Source organism: Pseudomonas sp. NFR16 (assembly GCF_900108875.1).
GTDB lineage: Bacteria > Pseudomonadota > Gammaproteobacteria > Pseudomonadales > Pseudomonadaceae > Aquipseudomonas.
Map to the genome: position 1 here is coordinate 338,486 of NZ_FNYJ01000006.1, position 15,795 is coordinate 354,280.

The 15,795-nt window shown below is 62.5% G+C and carries 12 protein-coding genes; 5 read left to right on the forward strand and 7 right to left on the reverse strand.

The window, feature by feature from the left end; translation table 11 throughout:
- Positions 1–194 precede the first annotated feature (194 nt).
- From BMZ10_RS22725 to BMZ10_RS22745, 5 genes are all read left to right on the forward strand, one after another.
- A complete protein-coding gene (locus tag BMZ10_RS22725) occupies positions 195–2,765 on the forward strand; it encodes a type VI secretion system Vgr family protein (RefSeq protein ID WP_093467510.1) in 2,571 nt (856 codons plus the stop codon).
- 57 nt (positions 2,766–2,822) lie between these two features.
- Positions 2,823–4,865, forward strand: a complete 2,043-nt coding sequence (locus BMZ10_RS22730) for a T6SS effector phospholipase Tle3 domain-containing protein (protein WP_093467513.1) — start codon at positions 2,823–2,825, stop codon at positions 4,863–4,865.
- The gene (locus BMZ10_RS22735; RefSeq protein ID WP_093467516.1) at positions 4,865–6,538 is read left to right on the forward strand and encodes a type VI lipase adapter Tla3 domain-containing protein; all 1,674 of its coding nucleotides are present in this window, start codon (positions 4,865–4,867) and stop codon (positions 6,536–6,538) included. Before BMZ10_RS22730 ends, BMZ10_RS22735 begins: the two co-directional genes overlap by 1 nt.
- On the forward strand, positions 6,535–6,804 hold the full coding sequence (locus BMZ10_RS22740) for a PAAR domain-containing protein (RefSeq protein WP_093467519.1): 270 nt from the start codon (positions 6,535–6,537) through the stop codon (positions 6,802–6,804). The genes BMZ10_RS22735 and BMZ10_RS22740 overlap by 4 nt, the downstream gene beginning before the upstream one ends.
- Positions 6,805–6,923: 119 nt before the next feature.
- Positions 6,924–7,301, forward strand: a complete 378-nt coding sequence (locus BMZ10_RS22745; RefSeq protein ID WP_093467522.1) for a VOC family protein — start codon at positions 6,924–6,926, stop codon at positions 7,299–7,301.
- A gap of 65 nt (positions 7,302–7,366) precedes the next feature.
- Here the strand turns inward: BMZ10_RS22745 and BMZ10_RS22750 are convergent, their stop codons facing one another.
- From BMZ10_RS22750 to BMZ10_RS22780, 7 genes are read right to left on the reverse strand one after another with little or no spacing between them, the layout of a single operon-like run.
- Positions 7,367–8,782 carry a lipid II flippase MurJ gene (locus tag BMZ10_RS22750; RefSeq protein WP_093467525.1) on the reverse strand — a complete coding sequence of 472 codons (1,416 nt, stop codon included), beginning with the start codon at positions 8,780–8,782 and terminating at the stop codon, positions 7,367–7,369.
- A gap of 9 nt (positions 8,783–8,791) precedes the next feature.
- Positions 8,792–9,613 (reverse strand): acyltransferase, encoded by an 822-nt coding sequence (locus BMZ10_RS22755; protein ID WP_093467528.1) that lies wholly within the window; start codon positions 9,611–9,613, stop codon positions 8,792–8,794.
- Positions 9,610–11,007, reverse strand: a complete 1,398-nt coding sequence (locus tag BMZ10_RS22760) for an O-antigen ligase family protein (protein ID WP_093467531.1) — start codon at positions 11,005–11,007, stop codon at positions 9,610–9,612. Before BMZ10_RS22760 ends, BMZ10_RS22755 begins: the two co-directional genes overlap by 4 nt.
- A complete protein-coding gene (locus tag BMZ10_RS22765; protein WP_093467535.1) occupies positions 11,007–12,104 on the reverse strand; it encodes a glycosyltransferase family 4 protein in 1,098 nt (365 codons plus the stop codon). The genes BMZ10_RS22760 and BMZ10_RS22765 overlap by 1 nt, the downstream gene beginning before the upstream one ends.
- Positions 12,095–13,309 carry a glycosyltransferase family 4 protein gene (locus BMZ10_RS22770; protein WP_093467538.1) on the reverse strand — a complete coding sequence of 405 codons (1,215 nt, stop codon included), beginning with the start codon at positions 13,307–13,309 and terminating at the stop codon, positions 12,095–12,097. The genes BMZ10_RS22765 and BMZ10_RS22770 overlap by 10 nt, the downstream gene beginning before the upstream one ends.
- 2 nt (positions 13,310–13,311) lie before the next feature.
- Positions 13,312–14,616: a cellulase family glycosylhydrolase gene (locus tag BMZ10_RS22775; protein ID WP_093467541.1), complete on the reverse strand. Its 1,305-nt coding sequence runs from the start codon at positions 14,614–14,616 to the stop codon at positions 13,312–13,314.
- Positions 14,616–15,794: a glycosyltransferase gene (locus BMZ10_RS22780; RefSeq protein ID WP_093467544.1), complete on the reverse strand. Its 1,179-nt coding sequence runs from the start codon at positions 15,792–15,794 to the stop codon at positions 14,616–14,618. The genes BMZ10_RS22775 and BMZ10_RS22780 overlap by 1 nt, the downstream gene beginning before the upstream one ends.
- Between the last annotated feature and the right edge of the window lies 1 nt (position 15,795).

A 15,795-nucleotide genomic window follows, 5' to 3' on the forward strand; every position in this document is an offset into this window, starting at 1 on the left:
ACAGCCACCGCCCCGTGTGCGAAAAGTGGCGACTCACGGCCGCCTGCTTCCGACACAGAATCGAGAAGGGTCCGACATCTTTCCCGAAGATGAAATGTTTCACTTCCCGCCTGGCTCCCGCCGCAGAAAAAACCGCATGGACGCACGTTATTCACCTTCGTCTGGCCTGACATTCATCAGGCCACAGGAGAAGCATGCCCATGGACCTGGCTGCATTGTGTACCTCGCAACATCGCCGATTGATCAAAATCGTCACGCCACTGCGCAACGAGCAAGCGCTGTTGCTCGATGCCTTCACGGGTGGTGAAGCGCTTTCGGAACTCTTCAGCTTCGAGCTCAGCTTGCTTTCCCAGAGCGCGGATATCGCCCTGAAGTCCCTGATCGGCCAGTCTGCACAGCTCCAGATTGAGCTGGCTGATGGCAGCACCCGTTTCATTGATGGCTGTATCAGCCGCTTCAGCTTCGAGTCCACTGATGGCGGTCTGGCTCGCTATTCGGCCACGCTTGTCCCGTGGTTATGGCACCTGAGTCGACGTCAGGATTCGCGCATTTTCCAGGAGCAGACGGTCGAAGACATCGTTCGGGCGGTTCTGTCCGGATATGGCGCCGTGCCGCACTTCGAGTTCCGGCTGTTCAAGTCTCTCAAAACGCACAGCTACATCACCCAGTATTTCGAGACCGACCTGGATTTCGTCCTGCGCCTGCTGGAAGGTGACGGCTTGTTTTTCTTCTTCGAGCACAGTGCGCAAGGTCACTGCATGGTCGTGAGCGATTACTCGCCCGGTCTGCTGCCGCTGCCTGGCCAACCGCGCATTCGTTATCACAGCGCCGCTGTCACCGAAACGACCGACGCAATCACCCAATGGAGCGCGCATCGCCACTTTCAGCCTGGCGCCGTTGCCATTCAGACCTTTGATTACAAGCAACCCGCCAACCCGCTGATCGTCAGCATGAATAACCTGAACGAGCAGGGCGACGCGCCTGCCTATGAGGTTTACGTGCACACCGATGCGTACTCGCATGGTGACTACGACCAAGGCGAGGCGCTGCTGCGTCGCCGCGTGGAAAACATCGAGCTGCAAGGCAAGGTGTTCACCGGCGCCAGTCATTGCCGGAGCATGCTGCCGGGTTACACCTTCGAGCTCACGCAACACTTTGACCATGACAATGGGTCGCGGGAGGATCGCCAGTTTCTGCTGCTGAGGGTCGAGCATCAGGGCTGCAATAACTACCGCTCCGACAAACCCTCCGATTACGCCAATACCTTCACCTGCGTTCGCAGCAAAGTGGTGTTCACGCCTGAGCGAACGATTGCCCGACCGACCATTGCAGGTCCATTGACCGCCATCGTGGTGGGCCCCGAAGGCGAAGAAGTCTTCACCGATGAAATGGGCCGCATCCAGGTGCGCTTTCACTGGCAGCGCCGCGATGATGGCCGTTCGGACAGTCCCCGGACGGATGCGCAGGACACCACCTGGTTGCGTGTGGCGATGCCCAGCGCGGGCGAGGGCTTTGGGCATCAGTTCCTGCCGCGCATCGGTCAGGAAGTCATGGTTCAGCACCTGGGTGGCGACGTTGACCGCCCGGTGGTGACCGGTGTTTCGTATAACGCTGTTCAGCCGACGCCAAGCTTCAGCGCGGTGCACGGGTTGCCGGGCAACAAGGCGCTGTCCGGTATCAAGACCCGCGAACACAAAGGCGTCGGTCACAACGAGCTGCTGCTCGATGACACCAGCGGCTCGCCCCGCGCCCGGCTTGCCACCTCGCATCAGGCCAGTGCGTTGAACCTGGGACGACTTGTCACGCCACGTGAAAACGGCAAGGCACAGCCGTTGGGCAATGGCGCGGAACTGCGCACCGATGCCGCGATTGCCGTGCGTGCTGCGCAGGGTCTGTTGCTAACGGCCAACGCAAAACATCGCGCCAAAGACAACCAGCTCGAGCGCGACGACCTGCTCAAATTGCTCAGCGAGTGCGCCGGGCTTTTTGCTTCGCTGGGGCAAACCGCGAGCGCGCGGGGCGCCCAGCCCCTTGATCAAAGCGGGATAGACGGCTTGCGACAGGCGCTTGAGCAATGGCCCGCCCCTGCCAGCAACGCAAAGGGTGAGCCGATGATTGCCCTGACCGGCGAGGCGGGACTGGTCAGCGCCACACCGGGGTCACAGGCGCATTACGCAGGAGCGAATCACGACACGACGGCTCAGGATCATCTGCACCTCACCAGCGGCGCGGGCATGCACCTGCACGCTGGCAAAGGCATTTCCGCGTTTGCCCAGGATGACGGCATCACCGCCATCGCCAACCGGGGCAAGGTGCTGGTGCAGGCGCAGGAAGACGACATTGCCCTCAACGCCCAGCACAATCTCCACGCTTCAGCCACCGAGGGCGAAATCGTACTTACTGCCCCGACGATTCGCCTGATCGCCAGCGACGGCAGCTACATCAAAATCGGCAACGGCGTCGAGCTCGGTACACCCGGCACGATGAGCATGTACAGCAGCAAGAGAGTCTGGGCGCCTGCCAGCAGCGACAGCACGAACGTTCCTGCGTTCGGGCGGGACCCCGCAAGCCAGCGCCTGCAGCTCCATTACCCGGGCCATTCCGCGCAGGAGCCGGCGCTTGCCGCAGGCAACGCCTACCGCCTGAAACTGGAGGACGGGTCGTTGCTCGGCGGTCTGACCGACGCCGAGGGCCTTACCCAGGTTGTCGAAAAACAGACCATGCAAAAAGTTGAAGTGTCGGCCCATCGCGATGTCACCGAGTGACGCGACATCAGCGCGCTGGCAACAGCCGACACACACGATTCAAATGGAAGTGAAATCATGAACAACATGGAACCGGGTGTGATCGCCACTCACCAGACCCGCCTGATCCCCAACCGTCCGGGCAACACTCCGGTCGAAATTCCCCGCGACATGCCGGGTGTGGTGATTTTCCTGCACGGCGTCAACGATCCCGGCGCGGCCTATGAGTCGGTGGAGAAGGGGTTGTGTCAGGGCCTGAACGAGCGATTGAGCCGACCCGATATGGCGGCGGAGGCGTATGGCGTTGATTATGCCAAGGCCAATGAGACGCTAGCCAAAGATCGCAGCGAACAGCAGAGAGACTATTGCGACGATCCTGATACCTACCTCTACAAGCGCAGCACCGGAGGAGAAAAACCACGAAGCGTATTCATCCCTTTCTACTGGGGCTACAGGGCGGCGCCAGAAGAGATCCGGCGCGATAAGAATGGCGAGCCCACCAAACTGCGCACCCAGTATCAGGACGTTTTCGGCAATCGGCTGGACCGGCATTTCGGCAAGGGTGGCGGCTTCTTCGACAACGCCACCAACAGCCTGCCCGAGATGTACGGCCCAGGCTTTGACAAGGGCGTACGGCATGCTGCGAACCTGGCGTTGCCGAATACGCTGTACATGGGCAAAAGCCCGCACCGTCGTTACTTCGTGCTGGCGGCCCATCGTCTGGCGATGCTCATCAGTGAAATTCGCCGCGTTTCGCCGGATGAAACCGTCACCGTCATGGGCCACAGTCAAGGCACGTTGATTACGCTTCTGGCTCAGGCACTGCTGGTGGATCGCGGCGAGCGCTGTGCCGACTGCGCAATCATGGTCGCGTCGCCGTATTCGCTGCTGCCGGACAAAACACCCAAACACTCGAAGACCCTCGACACGCTGATCAACATCGTCACCGCCGTCACAGCCCAACCCCATGCCCAGCCGCCGCTCGGCGACATACAGGCCACGGCTCCCGGTTACGGCGGTCGCACGGGTTCGAAATGGACGGCGGAGCAAGGCCAGCGGCTGGGGCCAGACCAGTCCACCGTGGTATTCCCCGAGCGTGACAACCGCGGCAAGGTCTACCTGTATTTCAGTCACGATGACACCACCGTCGCGCTGCGCGATGTCAGCGGCATCGGCACCTTCGGTGTGCCCGACACCTTGCCCGACGGCACGCCTGCCATGGACCGCCTCAAAACCCTGCGCTTCCATCAGCGCCTGTGGAGCAAACGGCTGCGTGACGACCAGCCGGTCTGGGTCGGCGATGAGCCTGGCAACGTTGAGCTGCGCACCGCCCAGGAACGCCGCAGTGCCGGTCACAACGCCGCCATTTCGCTCGCCACCGAAGCGGGCATGGACCAAGGTGAGCTGCGCTTGATCAACGCCGAAGCGCTGACACCGCGCCACGCACCCGACATGTTCGGCGGCGAAGCGGTCACCGGTACACCCGACACGCCCGGCAAAGACAAACCCGACGCCGTGGCGCAGAACACTGCGCTCGGTAAATCCCGCGCCCGCTTCGAGTGGCGATACGTCGACAAACGCAGCGCGCAGATCGATCTGCTCGCCGCCCGCGATGGCTGGAACAGAGGCAAGGAACCGGACGATCAGACCCGCGCGTTGCGCCAAAGGGCGGTGATGAACATTCACGACAGGCGTGTGGCGTATTACATGATCAAGCGCGAAGAAACGCCCAACGAAATTCGGGCGCGAATGTCCCGGTGGGAGGATGGCGAAGCCAATCCGGAATGGGATAACAACAGTTACCACTCGGCGATCCTGCGCAGCCCGGAGAACCATCGCTGGGTCACGGCCATGGATGTGGCGATCGGGCAGGCTAGGTGTCTGGATGATCGGGACATGCGCGAGGTGCTGATTGCGATTGCGGATTGGCGGATCGAAAAAGAATTCTACACAGAAACACTGTTAAAGATGCCTGGCTGGCAAAAGCTTAGTCCGGCTGCCCGGACGCTGGCAGAGGCTACGTACATCTATTACGACAAAGGTCAGTTTCCATGTGAGGAACTGATCCCCATGAAACCTCCGGCGCTGGTCCATTGCCAGCGACAGGAGGACAAGCGCTGATGAGAACGCTCAAAAGTTCGCTTCCTAATATCAAAGCCTACCTCTTGTGCCTGCTCCTGCTTATCGCGCTCTGGCTGGGGTTTGTGTGGCACGTCTATGGACAATCAATCGCCGATGGCATGGAGATAACGGATATGGCACAGGGAATACGCCAAGGGGTAACAGGGATCGTCGCCTTCATAGTGCTGGCTTTCATCGTCCATTGGGCAGGAAAAGCCATCGCTCAAGATCGCGCTGAAAAGCAGGCAGAGCAGGAGTACACAAATGGCTTGCTAGCAGCGCAGCAAAATAAGGCTCATCAAGCCTTCTCATTGGAAATCAAAGCCGCAGGACTGGCGATCGACGAGAATCAACAATCAACGATCTGGAAAATGATCAGAAAGAAAAATAATAACTTTGAGTCCATTCACTCAAATAATCCCCAAGACTATCCGGCCACCGCTGATAGCAGATATAACGGAGCTAGGATTAATGTACGTGCCGCGGCTCGGCATTCTGCCCGTGACGCTGTCGCTTACTGGCCTCTGCCTACCTTCGCAATAGCGCCCCCGAGGCAACCGGATGACAAGGACGAAGGTGCGGGAGGAGACATTCTTTCGGCGCGAAATGCGGCGACCCTTGGCGTCACGCTTTTTCTCTGGCAAGACTCAGAGAATACGACCCATAGCCAGCACATGATCGAAAAGCTCTTTCAGTTTTTTGACGACAACTCCGAAGTCCCCGAAGCCCTAATGCTCAGCCGCGATGGCGATCAAACACGTACTGGTTACCGGGTCCCAGGCACACGCGGGCTGCCCAACGGCTATTACGTACCCACCGTCTTCGAGAGCATGACTGGGTTACTCGTGGCGCGAACTGACCGAGTGGATCGGTACTTGCGCCCTTACGCTGTTCATCAGCAGGAAGACAACCAAAACAGGTCCACTGACCTGAGCAAGCTGTGGTTCTTCTATTGGGACCGTGATCGTAAATTTGATGAAGTCTACGTTCAGGCGAAAAAAGCCGAAGGCGTACCTCATCCAATCAGTCCCGGCACCATGTCCAGCACCTACTGGCATGCCCAACTCCCCGAATTCTGGAAAACCATCACCAACCATGGCCCGGGCCATTTCCGCCCGAGCAAATGGTTGCCGATACGCTGGGCGCAGCACCAGATCGACGAGTACGACGAGACGCCGACGCTCGGCTATCTGCACCGGCCTGTCAAAGTCTCGATGGCCGACGAAAACGGCACGCCGCTCAAACCCGCTCTACGCGCCAAGGCCCTGCAAACGGGCTGGCAAGCGGCGCTGAACACGCTGCCAAATGGTGAGAAACCGGTCCGCGTGTTCTATGACAGCACCGACAACGTCGAAGGCGAAATCACCCTGACCCAGGCACTGCACGCCCTGAATGTCGACGGCACCGGTATTGAGGTGGGCAATGTCGACGAGGGCTACGACATCGGCCGCCGTCTGGGCAACACCGGCGTCAGCAGCGCGCTGGTGGAAATCAACCTCGCGACCATCGCCAGCTACTTCGAGGGCGGCGTCAGTGCCGTGGTTTATTCCGGCACCGATGGCAGCGTCTCGATCCAGATGATCCGCCCACCCAGCGAGGTAACCAAAGCGGAAAACGCCAAAACCCGCTGGGCCGACCCTTTCAAATTTGGCGCTCCTGGAGGTGCCTCATGAATCACCCTATATGCCTGGGAGACGCCACCAGCAGCGGCGGCAAAGTGATCGAGTGTCAATTGAGCGGCCCTTCCGTCGTTGAAGGGCAGACCTTTGCGGTAGTAGGGGACAAGGCCACATGCCCGCTGCACGGGGGTGTCTTTGCTTTCATCGAAGGCGATTCAAAAAACATCATGAACGGGTTACGCGTCGTCATGCAGGGTCATCGTCTGGCATGCGGCTGCCATGCCATCGCTCGCCACGCCGAGTCATTCAGCGTGCTTTGAAAAAACGGGCAGGCAAACCCACGCGTCTGCGGTGTCCATTGCTGCGTCAGGTGTAAGCTGGCGCGGCGAATCCTGTTCACGCTCCCCACCCAACCTGCAGCCTCCTGGAGTCTTTTTTCATGATCGATCACCTCGACCATCTGGTACTGACCGCTGTCGATGCTGACGCCACGGTGGATTTCTACACCCGCGTACTGGGCATGCAGCTGGAGACGTTCGGCGCGGGGCGCAGGGCGTTCAGGTTCGGCGATCAGAAGATCAACCTGCACGTGCGGGGGCATGAGTTCGAGCCCAAGGCGCATGTGCCGGCGCCTGGCGCGCTGGACCTGTGCTTCATCGCGTCGATTCCACTGGAGCAGGTGATTGCCCGATTGAACGAGGCGCAATGGCCGATCATCGAGGGCCCGGTCGCACGCACTGGTGCGACTGGCCCGATTCGTTCGGTGTACGTTCGTGACCCGGACCTCAACCTGATCGAGATTGCCGAACCGGCCTGATCGTCGCGTTCGCCCAGTTTAGCCCAGCTCAGTTCAGCTCAGCGCAATGCTGCGGGAAGGCGCGGTCAATCGCCGGCGCCACGCCACGGTTTGAGCCACAACGCCATGGCGACCAGCAGCGTCGCGCCGTACGCGCAGCTCAGGCCCAATTGCAGCCAGATGTTGCTCAGCGGGTGCAACACGGTCGCGGCCAACAGCATGATGGCGGCGCCGAGCAGCCACTGCTGACGCCACGGCAACTGGTTCAACAAGTCCTGTCTGCGCATCAACAGCAGGCCGGTGAGGATGGCGCCACACACGGCGGCCATGGCAATGCCGATCAGACCGAAGAAAAACGGCAGCACAGCCAGCAGCACCGCGTTGAGCAGGCTGCCGGCCAGCTCGCATCGCAGTGGCAGGCGCGTGTCGCCGGCGGCGTAAGCAAAGCGGGCGAGCAAGGCATTCCATGCGCCGAACATCAACGGCACGGCGAACCATGCCAGCAGGCCGGGCAGCGGGCCGTCCGCTGCCTGATTGGGCAGCAGCAGCGCCACCAGCGCGCCGGCTGCGCCGATCAACCCGGCCACCGCCGGCACCGTTAACAGGGTTGCGCTGCTCAGGCCTTTGCGCAGCAGGCTTCTGCGCTGATCGCCCTCGGCCCCGCTCATCAGGCCCAGCAGCACCTGATTCAGACTCATCAGGGCGATCAATGGCAAGTTGATCAGTTTGCGTGCCAGATTGACCCAGGTGACGGCGCCTTCCCCCAGCAATGAAGCGACCATACGCTCCAGCAGCGCCAGGCCCTGGCTGGCCAGATTGCTGCTCAGCAACGGGCCGATGCGTTGCAGCAACTCCCGTCCCGCGCCAGGCTCCCGGCTCAGGCGCCAGGGTTTCCAGCCATCGCTCATCAGACCCGGCAACAGCGCGGCGGGCATCAACACGCTGCCCAGCAGACAGGCGCACGCCAGACTCGTCGGCGTCGCCTGCTGACCCAACAACGCCAGATAAAGCACGGGCGGCAGGTTGAACAGCAGTGAACCCAGGCCCGCCAGCACGAAACGCGAACGGGCTTGCAGCGGCACGCACAGCAGGCCGTGCAACAGAAAACCGGGCGCCGACCACGCCAGCCATTGCAGCGAGCCGGCCGCCAGCGCGTAGCCTTGATCGTCCAGCCCCGGCCCGATCAGGCGCACCCACAGCGGCGCGCCCAGACTCAGCAACAGGCTCAACCCCAGCCCGCACAGCAGCAGGCGCGGCGCCAGTGCACCGAGCCATTGCTGCTGTTGCAGCGCCGAACGTTGTTGATACAGCGGCAATGCCGCGGCGCTGAGCAAGCCCGCCGCCAGCGCCATGCGCAACGCTTCGGGCAGAAACAGCGAGACCAGAAAAGCGTCGCTGCGCCCGCCCGCGCCCCAGGCTGCCACCAGCAGCCACTCACGGGCGAAACCTGCCGCCAGCCCCGTGAGTGTGGCCAGCGTCAGCCAGAGCGTTGAGCCGAACACGCAGCCGCCTCAGTGGAACAAAGTGAACAGGCCTTTGCCGCCCACTTTGTAGTTGAGGCCGCGAACCCGTTCGCCTTTGATCTCGGCGTTCGGTCCGCCGACGATGGCGTAAGGCGGCACCGGTTTTGAAACCACCGAACCGCCGCCGACCACGGCGCCTTCGCCGATGTCGGCGCCGAAGGAGAGCAGGGCGCGGCTGGCGATCCAGGCGTAGTCGTGAATGTAGATCGGTCCGCCCACGGCCCAGAATTCCGGCGCCCTGAGATCGTGTCCACCGGCAATGATCAGCACATGCGAGGCGATGGTCACGTGATCGCCGATGATCAGCCCGCCGCGTGCGTCCAGCTGGCAATGCCAGCCGACGGTACTGTCGTCGCCGATGGTCAGCCCGTCGACGCCGAGCACTTCCGTGTTACGCCACACCGAGGAACCCTTGCCGATCTTCGCGCCGCCCATGCGCAGCCAGAACAGCCTCAGGGTATGGCTCGGAATCTTGCAGATGAGGATGTTGTAGGCCTGCTCCCAGGTGCGCAGCATGCGGTCGCGCAGCGTCGGCCAATTGATGCCGTACAGGGGAATCAGCGCGCCGGGCGTCTCGTTGGCCAGCAGCCGGTAGAAGCGCCGCGCCAGCGGCTGTTCGATGCGCGGTTCGATGTTCAGGTAACTGATGAAGCACAGTGTCTTGTCTTTGATCTGGGTTTCGAAGCACACCTCGTTCGCCAGCATCCAGTCGTACGCGCTCTCCAGCTCCTCGGTGCTGACCCCCATCTTGCGTGCATATTCAGGCAGCGCCTGCCGCAGATTGTGCGAGTGCATCATGCGGTGTTTCATGTTCGTTCCCCCGAATCCAAAGTCGTGACCTGCGCTTTCAATCGCAGGCGCCGGGCCTCATGCAGACTGAGTCCCAGCAGCAGCCAGAACAGCGCAATCAACACGGTGGTAAAGCTGAAATAGTGGTCAAAGAAGCCGCTCAGCAGCGCGGCCATCACGCCGGTGCGAGCACCCAGCCACAGCGCGGTGTCGCGGTTGAGGATGACGATATTGCGCGGCAGGCGCGCTTCCTTCCACCAACTGACCGTCACGGCAACGAACAACAGCATGCCCGGCAGGCCCAGTTTGTAGATGTAGTTCAGCCACAGGTTGGAAATGCCCCACAGGCCGGTGCCTGGAACAGGCGGGTCGACCTTGAAGCCGATGCCCAGCGGGAACATTTTCATCGCGTCCGGGAAGTGTGAATACTCGTCGAACCGCACGGCAGTACTGGCGTCGTGGCTTGAAAACAGTCCGAGCAGACGATCCTGCAGCGGCGGATAAAACATCAGCAGCAGGGCACCGACAAACACGCCAGCCATCAACATTCGCCCCACAAACGGCACGCGCTTGCGCGCCATCCAGCACATCACCAGCACCAGACTCACCAGCGCCCCGCGCGAGCCCGTGAACAACAGACCTGCCAGCGCCAGCACCGCCACGGCGATGCCGAGCAGACGCACCAGGCCCCGACGAGTGACGGCGATACAAAACGCCAGCGGCAGCAACATGGCCATCGCGCCGCCGGAAATGTTCGGATGCGTCCAGGGCGTCGACATCCGCGTCGAAAAGCCGGCCAGGCCTTCATTGAGGCTGTCCAGATTGCTGTAACCCAGACTGCCGATGATCGAGATGATCGCCGTGGAGTTGCCGTTCTTCAGGTACACCGGAATCGACAGCAGCAGCAAGGCCAACGTCCCCAGTAACAGCGCCACGGTCATTTGCTCACGGGATTTTTCGTCGGCCAGCAGGCGCGGCACCAGAAACAGCGGCGACAGGTTGAACAGCCAGCGCACCCAGTTGATCGGCCCGTTGCCCTCGGCGTTGACGGTCAATTGACCGACCACGAACGGCAGCGCGCTGAACAGCATCAGCGCAAGCATCCAGCGCTCTGTGCGCAGCAGGATCAGCGGGCGGTTGTACAACGCGAAGACCCGATGCGCCATCAGGCTGGCCCAGACCAGCATCAGCAGCGCTTCGGACACCGTGGTGCGAATACCGATCTGCACCGTGGCGTAAGGCAGAAACGTCGCTAACACGCCGAACAGCAGCAAGCCGCGCAACGGCCGGCGAATGACCGCCAGCAAGCCCGCGACGCCGATCAGCGCGGCCGTCACTTTCAGCGCCGGCAGCAGCCAGACCAGCAGACCGAACAGCACCGCATTGATCGCGCCTACGGGCATCGCCAGCGGCATCAGCGCAGCTCCTCCAGCAACTCGTTGAAACGCTGGCGGTACGCGTCGACGCCGTACCGGTGAGCCCAGGCTTGCAGCGGCGCGGGATCTTCGCGCTCGGCCGTCGAGAGCACGCCCATCAGGCGCACCAGCGCTGGCAGATCCTGGGGCGAGAAGCGCGGGCTGTCGGGCGGTGTGACTTCATCCAGCGATGAACCGCTCGCCACGGCCACCGGCGTGCCAACGCCCAAGGCCTCGATAACCGGCAGGCCGAAGCCTTCGCCGTACGAGGGGTGCCAGAGTCGTTCGGCTTGCCGATAGACGTGATGCAACTGACCGTCGCTGATGCCGCTGACGATGTGCAGCCCCGGCGTTTCGCGCTGAGCGCTGCTCAGTCCTTCGCTGCCGCCCACCAGCACCAGATCGGGCGTTTTCGGGAATTGCCGACGCGCGATCTGCCAGGCCTCGACGAACCACGGAATGTTCTTGCGCGGCTCGCGGGTGCCGACGCACAGCCAGTAACGCTCGGGCAACGGCGAGTCGAGTTCGGCGGGCTCACTGCTGAACCCTTCGACCAGGTTGGGCAGCACGCGCACTTTGTCGCGCGCCTGCGGAAACAGGCGCACGGTTTCGTCGGCGGTGAACTGCGACGGCGTCCATATCCGGTCGGCCACCCGCACGGAATACCCGATCGAGAGGTTGTCGGTCTGGCGATAAATCATCGCCTTGAGCTTCGAGCCATGGGCGTTGGTCATGGTCAGCTGGAACAGATCATGAAGCTGCAGGATGTAACGCAGCCCCGGCGACTTGCGACCGATCGGCAGGCCCATGTTGAGATTGGCCAGATACACCTCCACCTCCGCGTCGCGCAGGGCCTGGGGCAGAAACTGCGCCTCGAACCTTAGCCGCTCGGGCAGCCGATGGATTCCATTGAGGGGCGTGACCCGACGCGGGCAGTGGGCGATGCGGCGCACCGGATGATCCTGCGGCGCCACGCTGAACAGCTGCAATTGCACGTCCGGCGCTGCGCGAAACGCTTCTTCCAGCGCAATGTTCTGACGGCCGATGCCGCTGTTGGGAAAGCCCGTGGCGGGGCGATAGTCCAGTCCTACACGCATGCGTGGGTTTCCTCCTGACGGTGAACCCGGGAATAGATGCCTTCCAGTTGTGCCGCCGACACGGACCAGTCGTGGTGCTCGCGCACGTAGGCGCGGCCCGCCTCGCCGATGGCGGTCAGCAGATGAGGCTGTTCGATGGCCTCGGCGAGCAGTTTCGCCAGACCGTCGGCGTCTTCGCAGCCCAGGTAATGAGTGCCGTTGACCACGTTCAGTCCGGAGCTGCCTTGTTCGGTGGTCACCACCGCCAGGCCTGCGGCCATGGCTTCGAGAACCTTGAGTTTGGAGCCTCCGCCTTCACGCAGGGGCGCGAAGAAAACCGCCGCTTCTCTCTGCACCGTGCGCAAGTCCGGGACGAAACCCAGCCAGTCGATGCGCGGATCGGCCCAGCGCTCGCGCCAGTGGTCGGGGAGGGCGTAGCCGCCGATGGTCAGGCGCACCATCGGGTCCAGGTGCCAGACTTTGGGCATGATGTGCTCCAGCGCCCATTCCATGGCATCCAGATTCGGCCCGTATTCGTAATTGCCGATGAACAGCAGCCGACGGCTGTAGCGATCCGGAACGACCTGCGCGTAGTAGTCGCAGTCCACGCCGTTGACCACCACGGCGGTAGCCCGCGAGGTCAGGCGCGCCAGGCCCTTGGCGTCTTCTTCGGTGACCGCGATCAGCTCGCGGGTCTGACCGAACACACGCGCTTCCCATTGCCGATAACGCCATTGATCGAACCGGGTAAACGGTCGCGCCCATTTCGGGAAGTGGTGATAACTGGCGGCACCCAGCCCCGATTCGACGTTGTGTTCGGTCATGATGAAAGGCTTGCCGGCCCGTTTGAGCGGCGCTTCGAACGGCTGGAAACTGTAGCTGTGTTCGATCTGGATGACATCCCATTCTTCGCGCAACAGGGCCTCGAACTGCTGCTGCAGTTGCGGCGCGAAACCGTTGACCGTGGCCAGCATCGGCGGTCGTGCGAACGCCACAGCCAGCAAGGTACGCAGGCTGCGCAGCGAGCGTCGCGGGATGACGATCAGCCGCTCCAGCCACGGTTCCAGCGCCGCGCGGGTGTCATCGTCCAGTGCGGTTTTGGACTGCACCAGCAAGGTGATCCGGTGCCCGCGGGCGGCGAGGTTGCGCAGCAGGTGAAACTGCCGGGTCTTGCCGCCGCTCGTGGTCGGCCATGGCAGATAGGGCAATGTCCAGAGAATGCGCATGGCTACGGATTCCACACCAGAATTTGCAGGGTAGGGGTCAAGGCCACATCCACGCCTTGCGCGCCGGTCAGCTCGCGACGGTTGCCGGTCAGCGGGTCATACAGCGTCGCGCTCTTGATGCCGGGAAACCTCATCTGCGCACCGCTGGCGCTCCAGGCCATCAGCAAGTGCGAGCCGTCCGGACGATTCCAGGCAATGGCGTACAGATCATCGGGCACCGAAGAGGCGGGCGGCGGATCGGCGGGCTGCAGGCTCGGGCCGGTCACCTTGAGGAAATTCTGCAGCGCGGTGTACACCGGCTTCGGCTCGCCGTTCAGGTCGACCAGGCCGTAGCCGCGATCCCTGGGGCTGGCGCGTTCGTCCAGGTCGCTGAGGTTGAACAGGAAGATGCGCTGATAATCCAGCGCGCTCATCAAGGCCAGGCGACGCAGGGTGTAGTCCGCCTGGCCGTTGACGCCGATGATGCGCTGCATTTCCACCGGGCCGCTGTAGCTCGACCAGCCCCACTCGGTGGCCCAGACCTGTTTCACGCCCGCATCATGCAGGCTCTTGTTCATCGCGTTGGCGCGCACCAGGAAGTCCCGGTCGGGAATCGAGTCGCCCTCCGGGTATTCGGAATACGGGTGATAGGCGGCGACGATGTCCTTGCTCGCCAGACCCTGATCGACCATCGATTGCAGCATGTAGCCGGTCGAGCCGCGCATCTGCCCGTAATAGGCCACCCCGGCGGTGACGATCGGCTTGCCCGGCAGCGCGCTGCGGATGGCATCGGCGGTGGTGGTCAGCAGCTTGTAATAGGCGACCGGATCGGCCTGCGGCAGCCAGATGATGTTGGGCTCGTTCCACACCTGCCAATGGCTGACCTGCGGATAGCGCTGAGCCAGTGCCGTCATGCGCTGAGCGAAGATGCTGTTGTCGCGCGGCGGGTATTGATCGGTGTTGCTGGCGCCTTGCGGCGCGGTGCTGTCGAATGCCGCCGAACCCACCAGGTAGGCGACGGTGTCGTAATGGTGAGCGCTGGCGGTCTGCATCGCCGCGTCCAGCGCGGCGAGGTTGTATTGGCCCTGCGCCGGTTCCAGGATGGGCCAGTGCAATGTCCAGCGAATCCAGCCCAGACCCAGCGCATCCAGACGCGTCATCTGCTTCTGGTAGGCCTGCGGCTCGAAATAATGAAACTGCACGTTGACCCCGAGGAAGTCCCGCCAGGTCACCGACCTCGGTGCCTTGAGCAGCGTTGCCGACCAGGCGGCACTGCTCAGGCCCATCGCGCTGAGTAAAGTCATGGCCAACAGCGTCTTGCCTTTCATCAGCGCACCTCGCATGCATGCTGGAACAGTGAGTGAAAACGTTCGGCGGTCTGGCTCCAGACCCTTTGGCGTCCCAGTATCTGTGCCTGTTCGGACCATATTTGGGCCTTCTGCGGTTGCTCGCAGAGCCGCGCCAGGGCGTCGGTCAAGGCCTGGACGCTGCCTTGCGGATAGATCTCGCCGTTGCCGTGGGAGACTTCCTCGGCGAACGAACGGGCATCGGAAGTGATCACGCCGCGGCCGCAGGCGGTCGCCCAGGACAACGCGCCGCTGGTGCCGCGCAACGTGCCGAGAATTTTCAGTTTGCTCGACTCACGATACGGCAGGACCATCACGTGGTGACCCTGAATCACGTGGGGAATGTCAGACGCGGGCAGGTCCAGATGCCAGTGGATCAAGTCGTTCAGACCCAGCTCGCGAATGCGCTGACGCAATTGCTCCAGATAACTGCCGGAGGGACCGAAGGCCATTTCCGGCTCGCTGCCGCCGGCCAGCGTCAGGCGCACGCGGGTGCGCAGTTCAGGCTGGTCGGCGAGCAGGCGGGCCAGCGCATCGAGCAAGTCTTCGATGCCTTTGCCGCGGTAAATGAAACCGAAGTAGAGCAGCTTCAGTGGCTGCAAGGCAGGCAGGGGCATTGGCGGGATCGGCAGGTTCCCATGAGCGATCACGGCCATCTGTTCCTGACGCAAGCCCATGCGCTTTTGCAGGCAACGATTGCCCGCCTCGGTCAGTGTCACCAGACGGGTCATTTGCCGCGCCAGCTGCCGTTCCTCATGCAGGCACAGCGGATCGGCGAGCACCGTTGCGATCTCCGGAAGCGGCGAGCGCAACGACGCCGCCATCGACAATGGCCACGGCAGCTTGTGCCGACGCCAGACCAGACGTTCGGGGTCGTGCACCGTCGCCGTCAGCGGCAGTCGTGGAAACCGCTCGCGCAAGGCTCTGAGCGCGTGAAACTCGGCCAGACGTCCGCCGCCGATTTCTGCATGCACCAGATCGATGCCTTGCCAGTCGGCGTCGGCCACACGCTGGCGAGCAGCGATCGGATCGTTGCCGATGCCTTGCAAAGGCGTTCTCACACGCACGCCCAGTTCCTCCAGCGCACGCTTGAGGTGGCCTGCGTAGTCGGCGATGCCATTCTGCTCCGGCGGCAGCGGCGCGAGGAGAGCGATCTGCATA

Excerpts from the sequence above, each read along its gene's own strand:
- BMZ10_RS22740 (WP_093467519.1), top strand. The coding sequence starts at position 6,535 with ATGAATCACCCTATATGCCTGGGAGACGCCACCAGCAGCGGCGGCAAA.
- BMZ10_RS22780 (WP_093467544.1), bottom strand. The coding sequence starts at position 15,794 with ATGCAGATCGCTCTCCTCGCGCCGCTGCCGCCGGAGCAGAATGGCATC.
- BMZ10_RS22755 (WP_093467528.1), bottom strand. The coding sequence starts at position 9,613 with ATGAAACACCGCATGATGCACTCGCACAATCTGCGGCAGGCGCTGCCT.
- BMZ10_RS22760 (WP_093467531.1), bottom strand. The coding sequence starts at position 11,007 with ATGCCGCTGGCGATGCCCGTAGGCGCGATCAATGCGGTGCTGTTCGGT.
- BMZ10_RS22765 (WP_093467535.1), bottom strand. The coding sequence starts at position 12,104 with ATGCGTGTAGGACTGGACTATCGCCCCGCCACGGGCTTTCCCAACAGC.
- BMZ10_RS22730 (WP_093467513.1), top strand. The coding sequence starts at position 2,823 with ATGAACAACATGGAACCGGGTGTGATCGCCACTCACCAGACCCGCCTG.
- BMZ10_RS22735 (WP_093467516.1), top strand. The coding sequence starts at position 4,865 with ATGAGAACGCTCAAAAGTTCGCTTCCTAATATCAAAGCCTACCTCTTG.
- BMZ10_RS22770 (WP_093467538.1), bottom strand. The coding sequence starts at position 13,309 with ATGCGCATTCTCTGGACATTGCCCTATCTGCCATGGCCGACCACGAGC.
- BMZ10_RS22745 (WP_093467522.1), top strand. The coding sequence starts at position 6,924 with ATGATCGATCACCTCGACCATCTGGTACTGACCGCTGTCGATGCTGAC.
- BMZ10_RS22775 (WP_093467541.1), bottom strand. The coding sequence starts at position 14,616 with ATGAAAGGCAAGACGCTGTTGGCCATGACTTTACTCAGCGCGATGGGC.
- BMZ10_RS22725 (WP_093467510.1), top strand. The coding sequence starts at position 195 with ATGCCCATGGACCTGGCTGCATTGTGTACCTCGCAACATCGCCGATTG.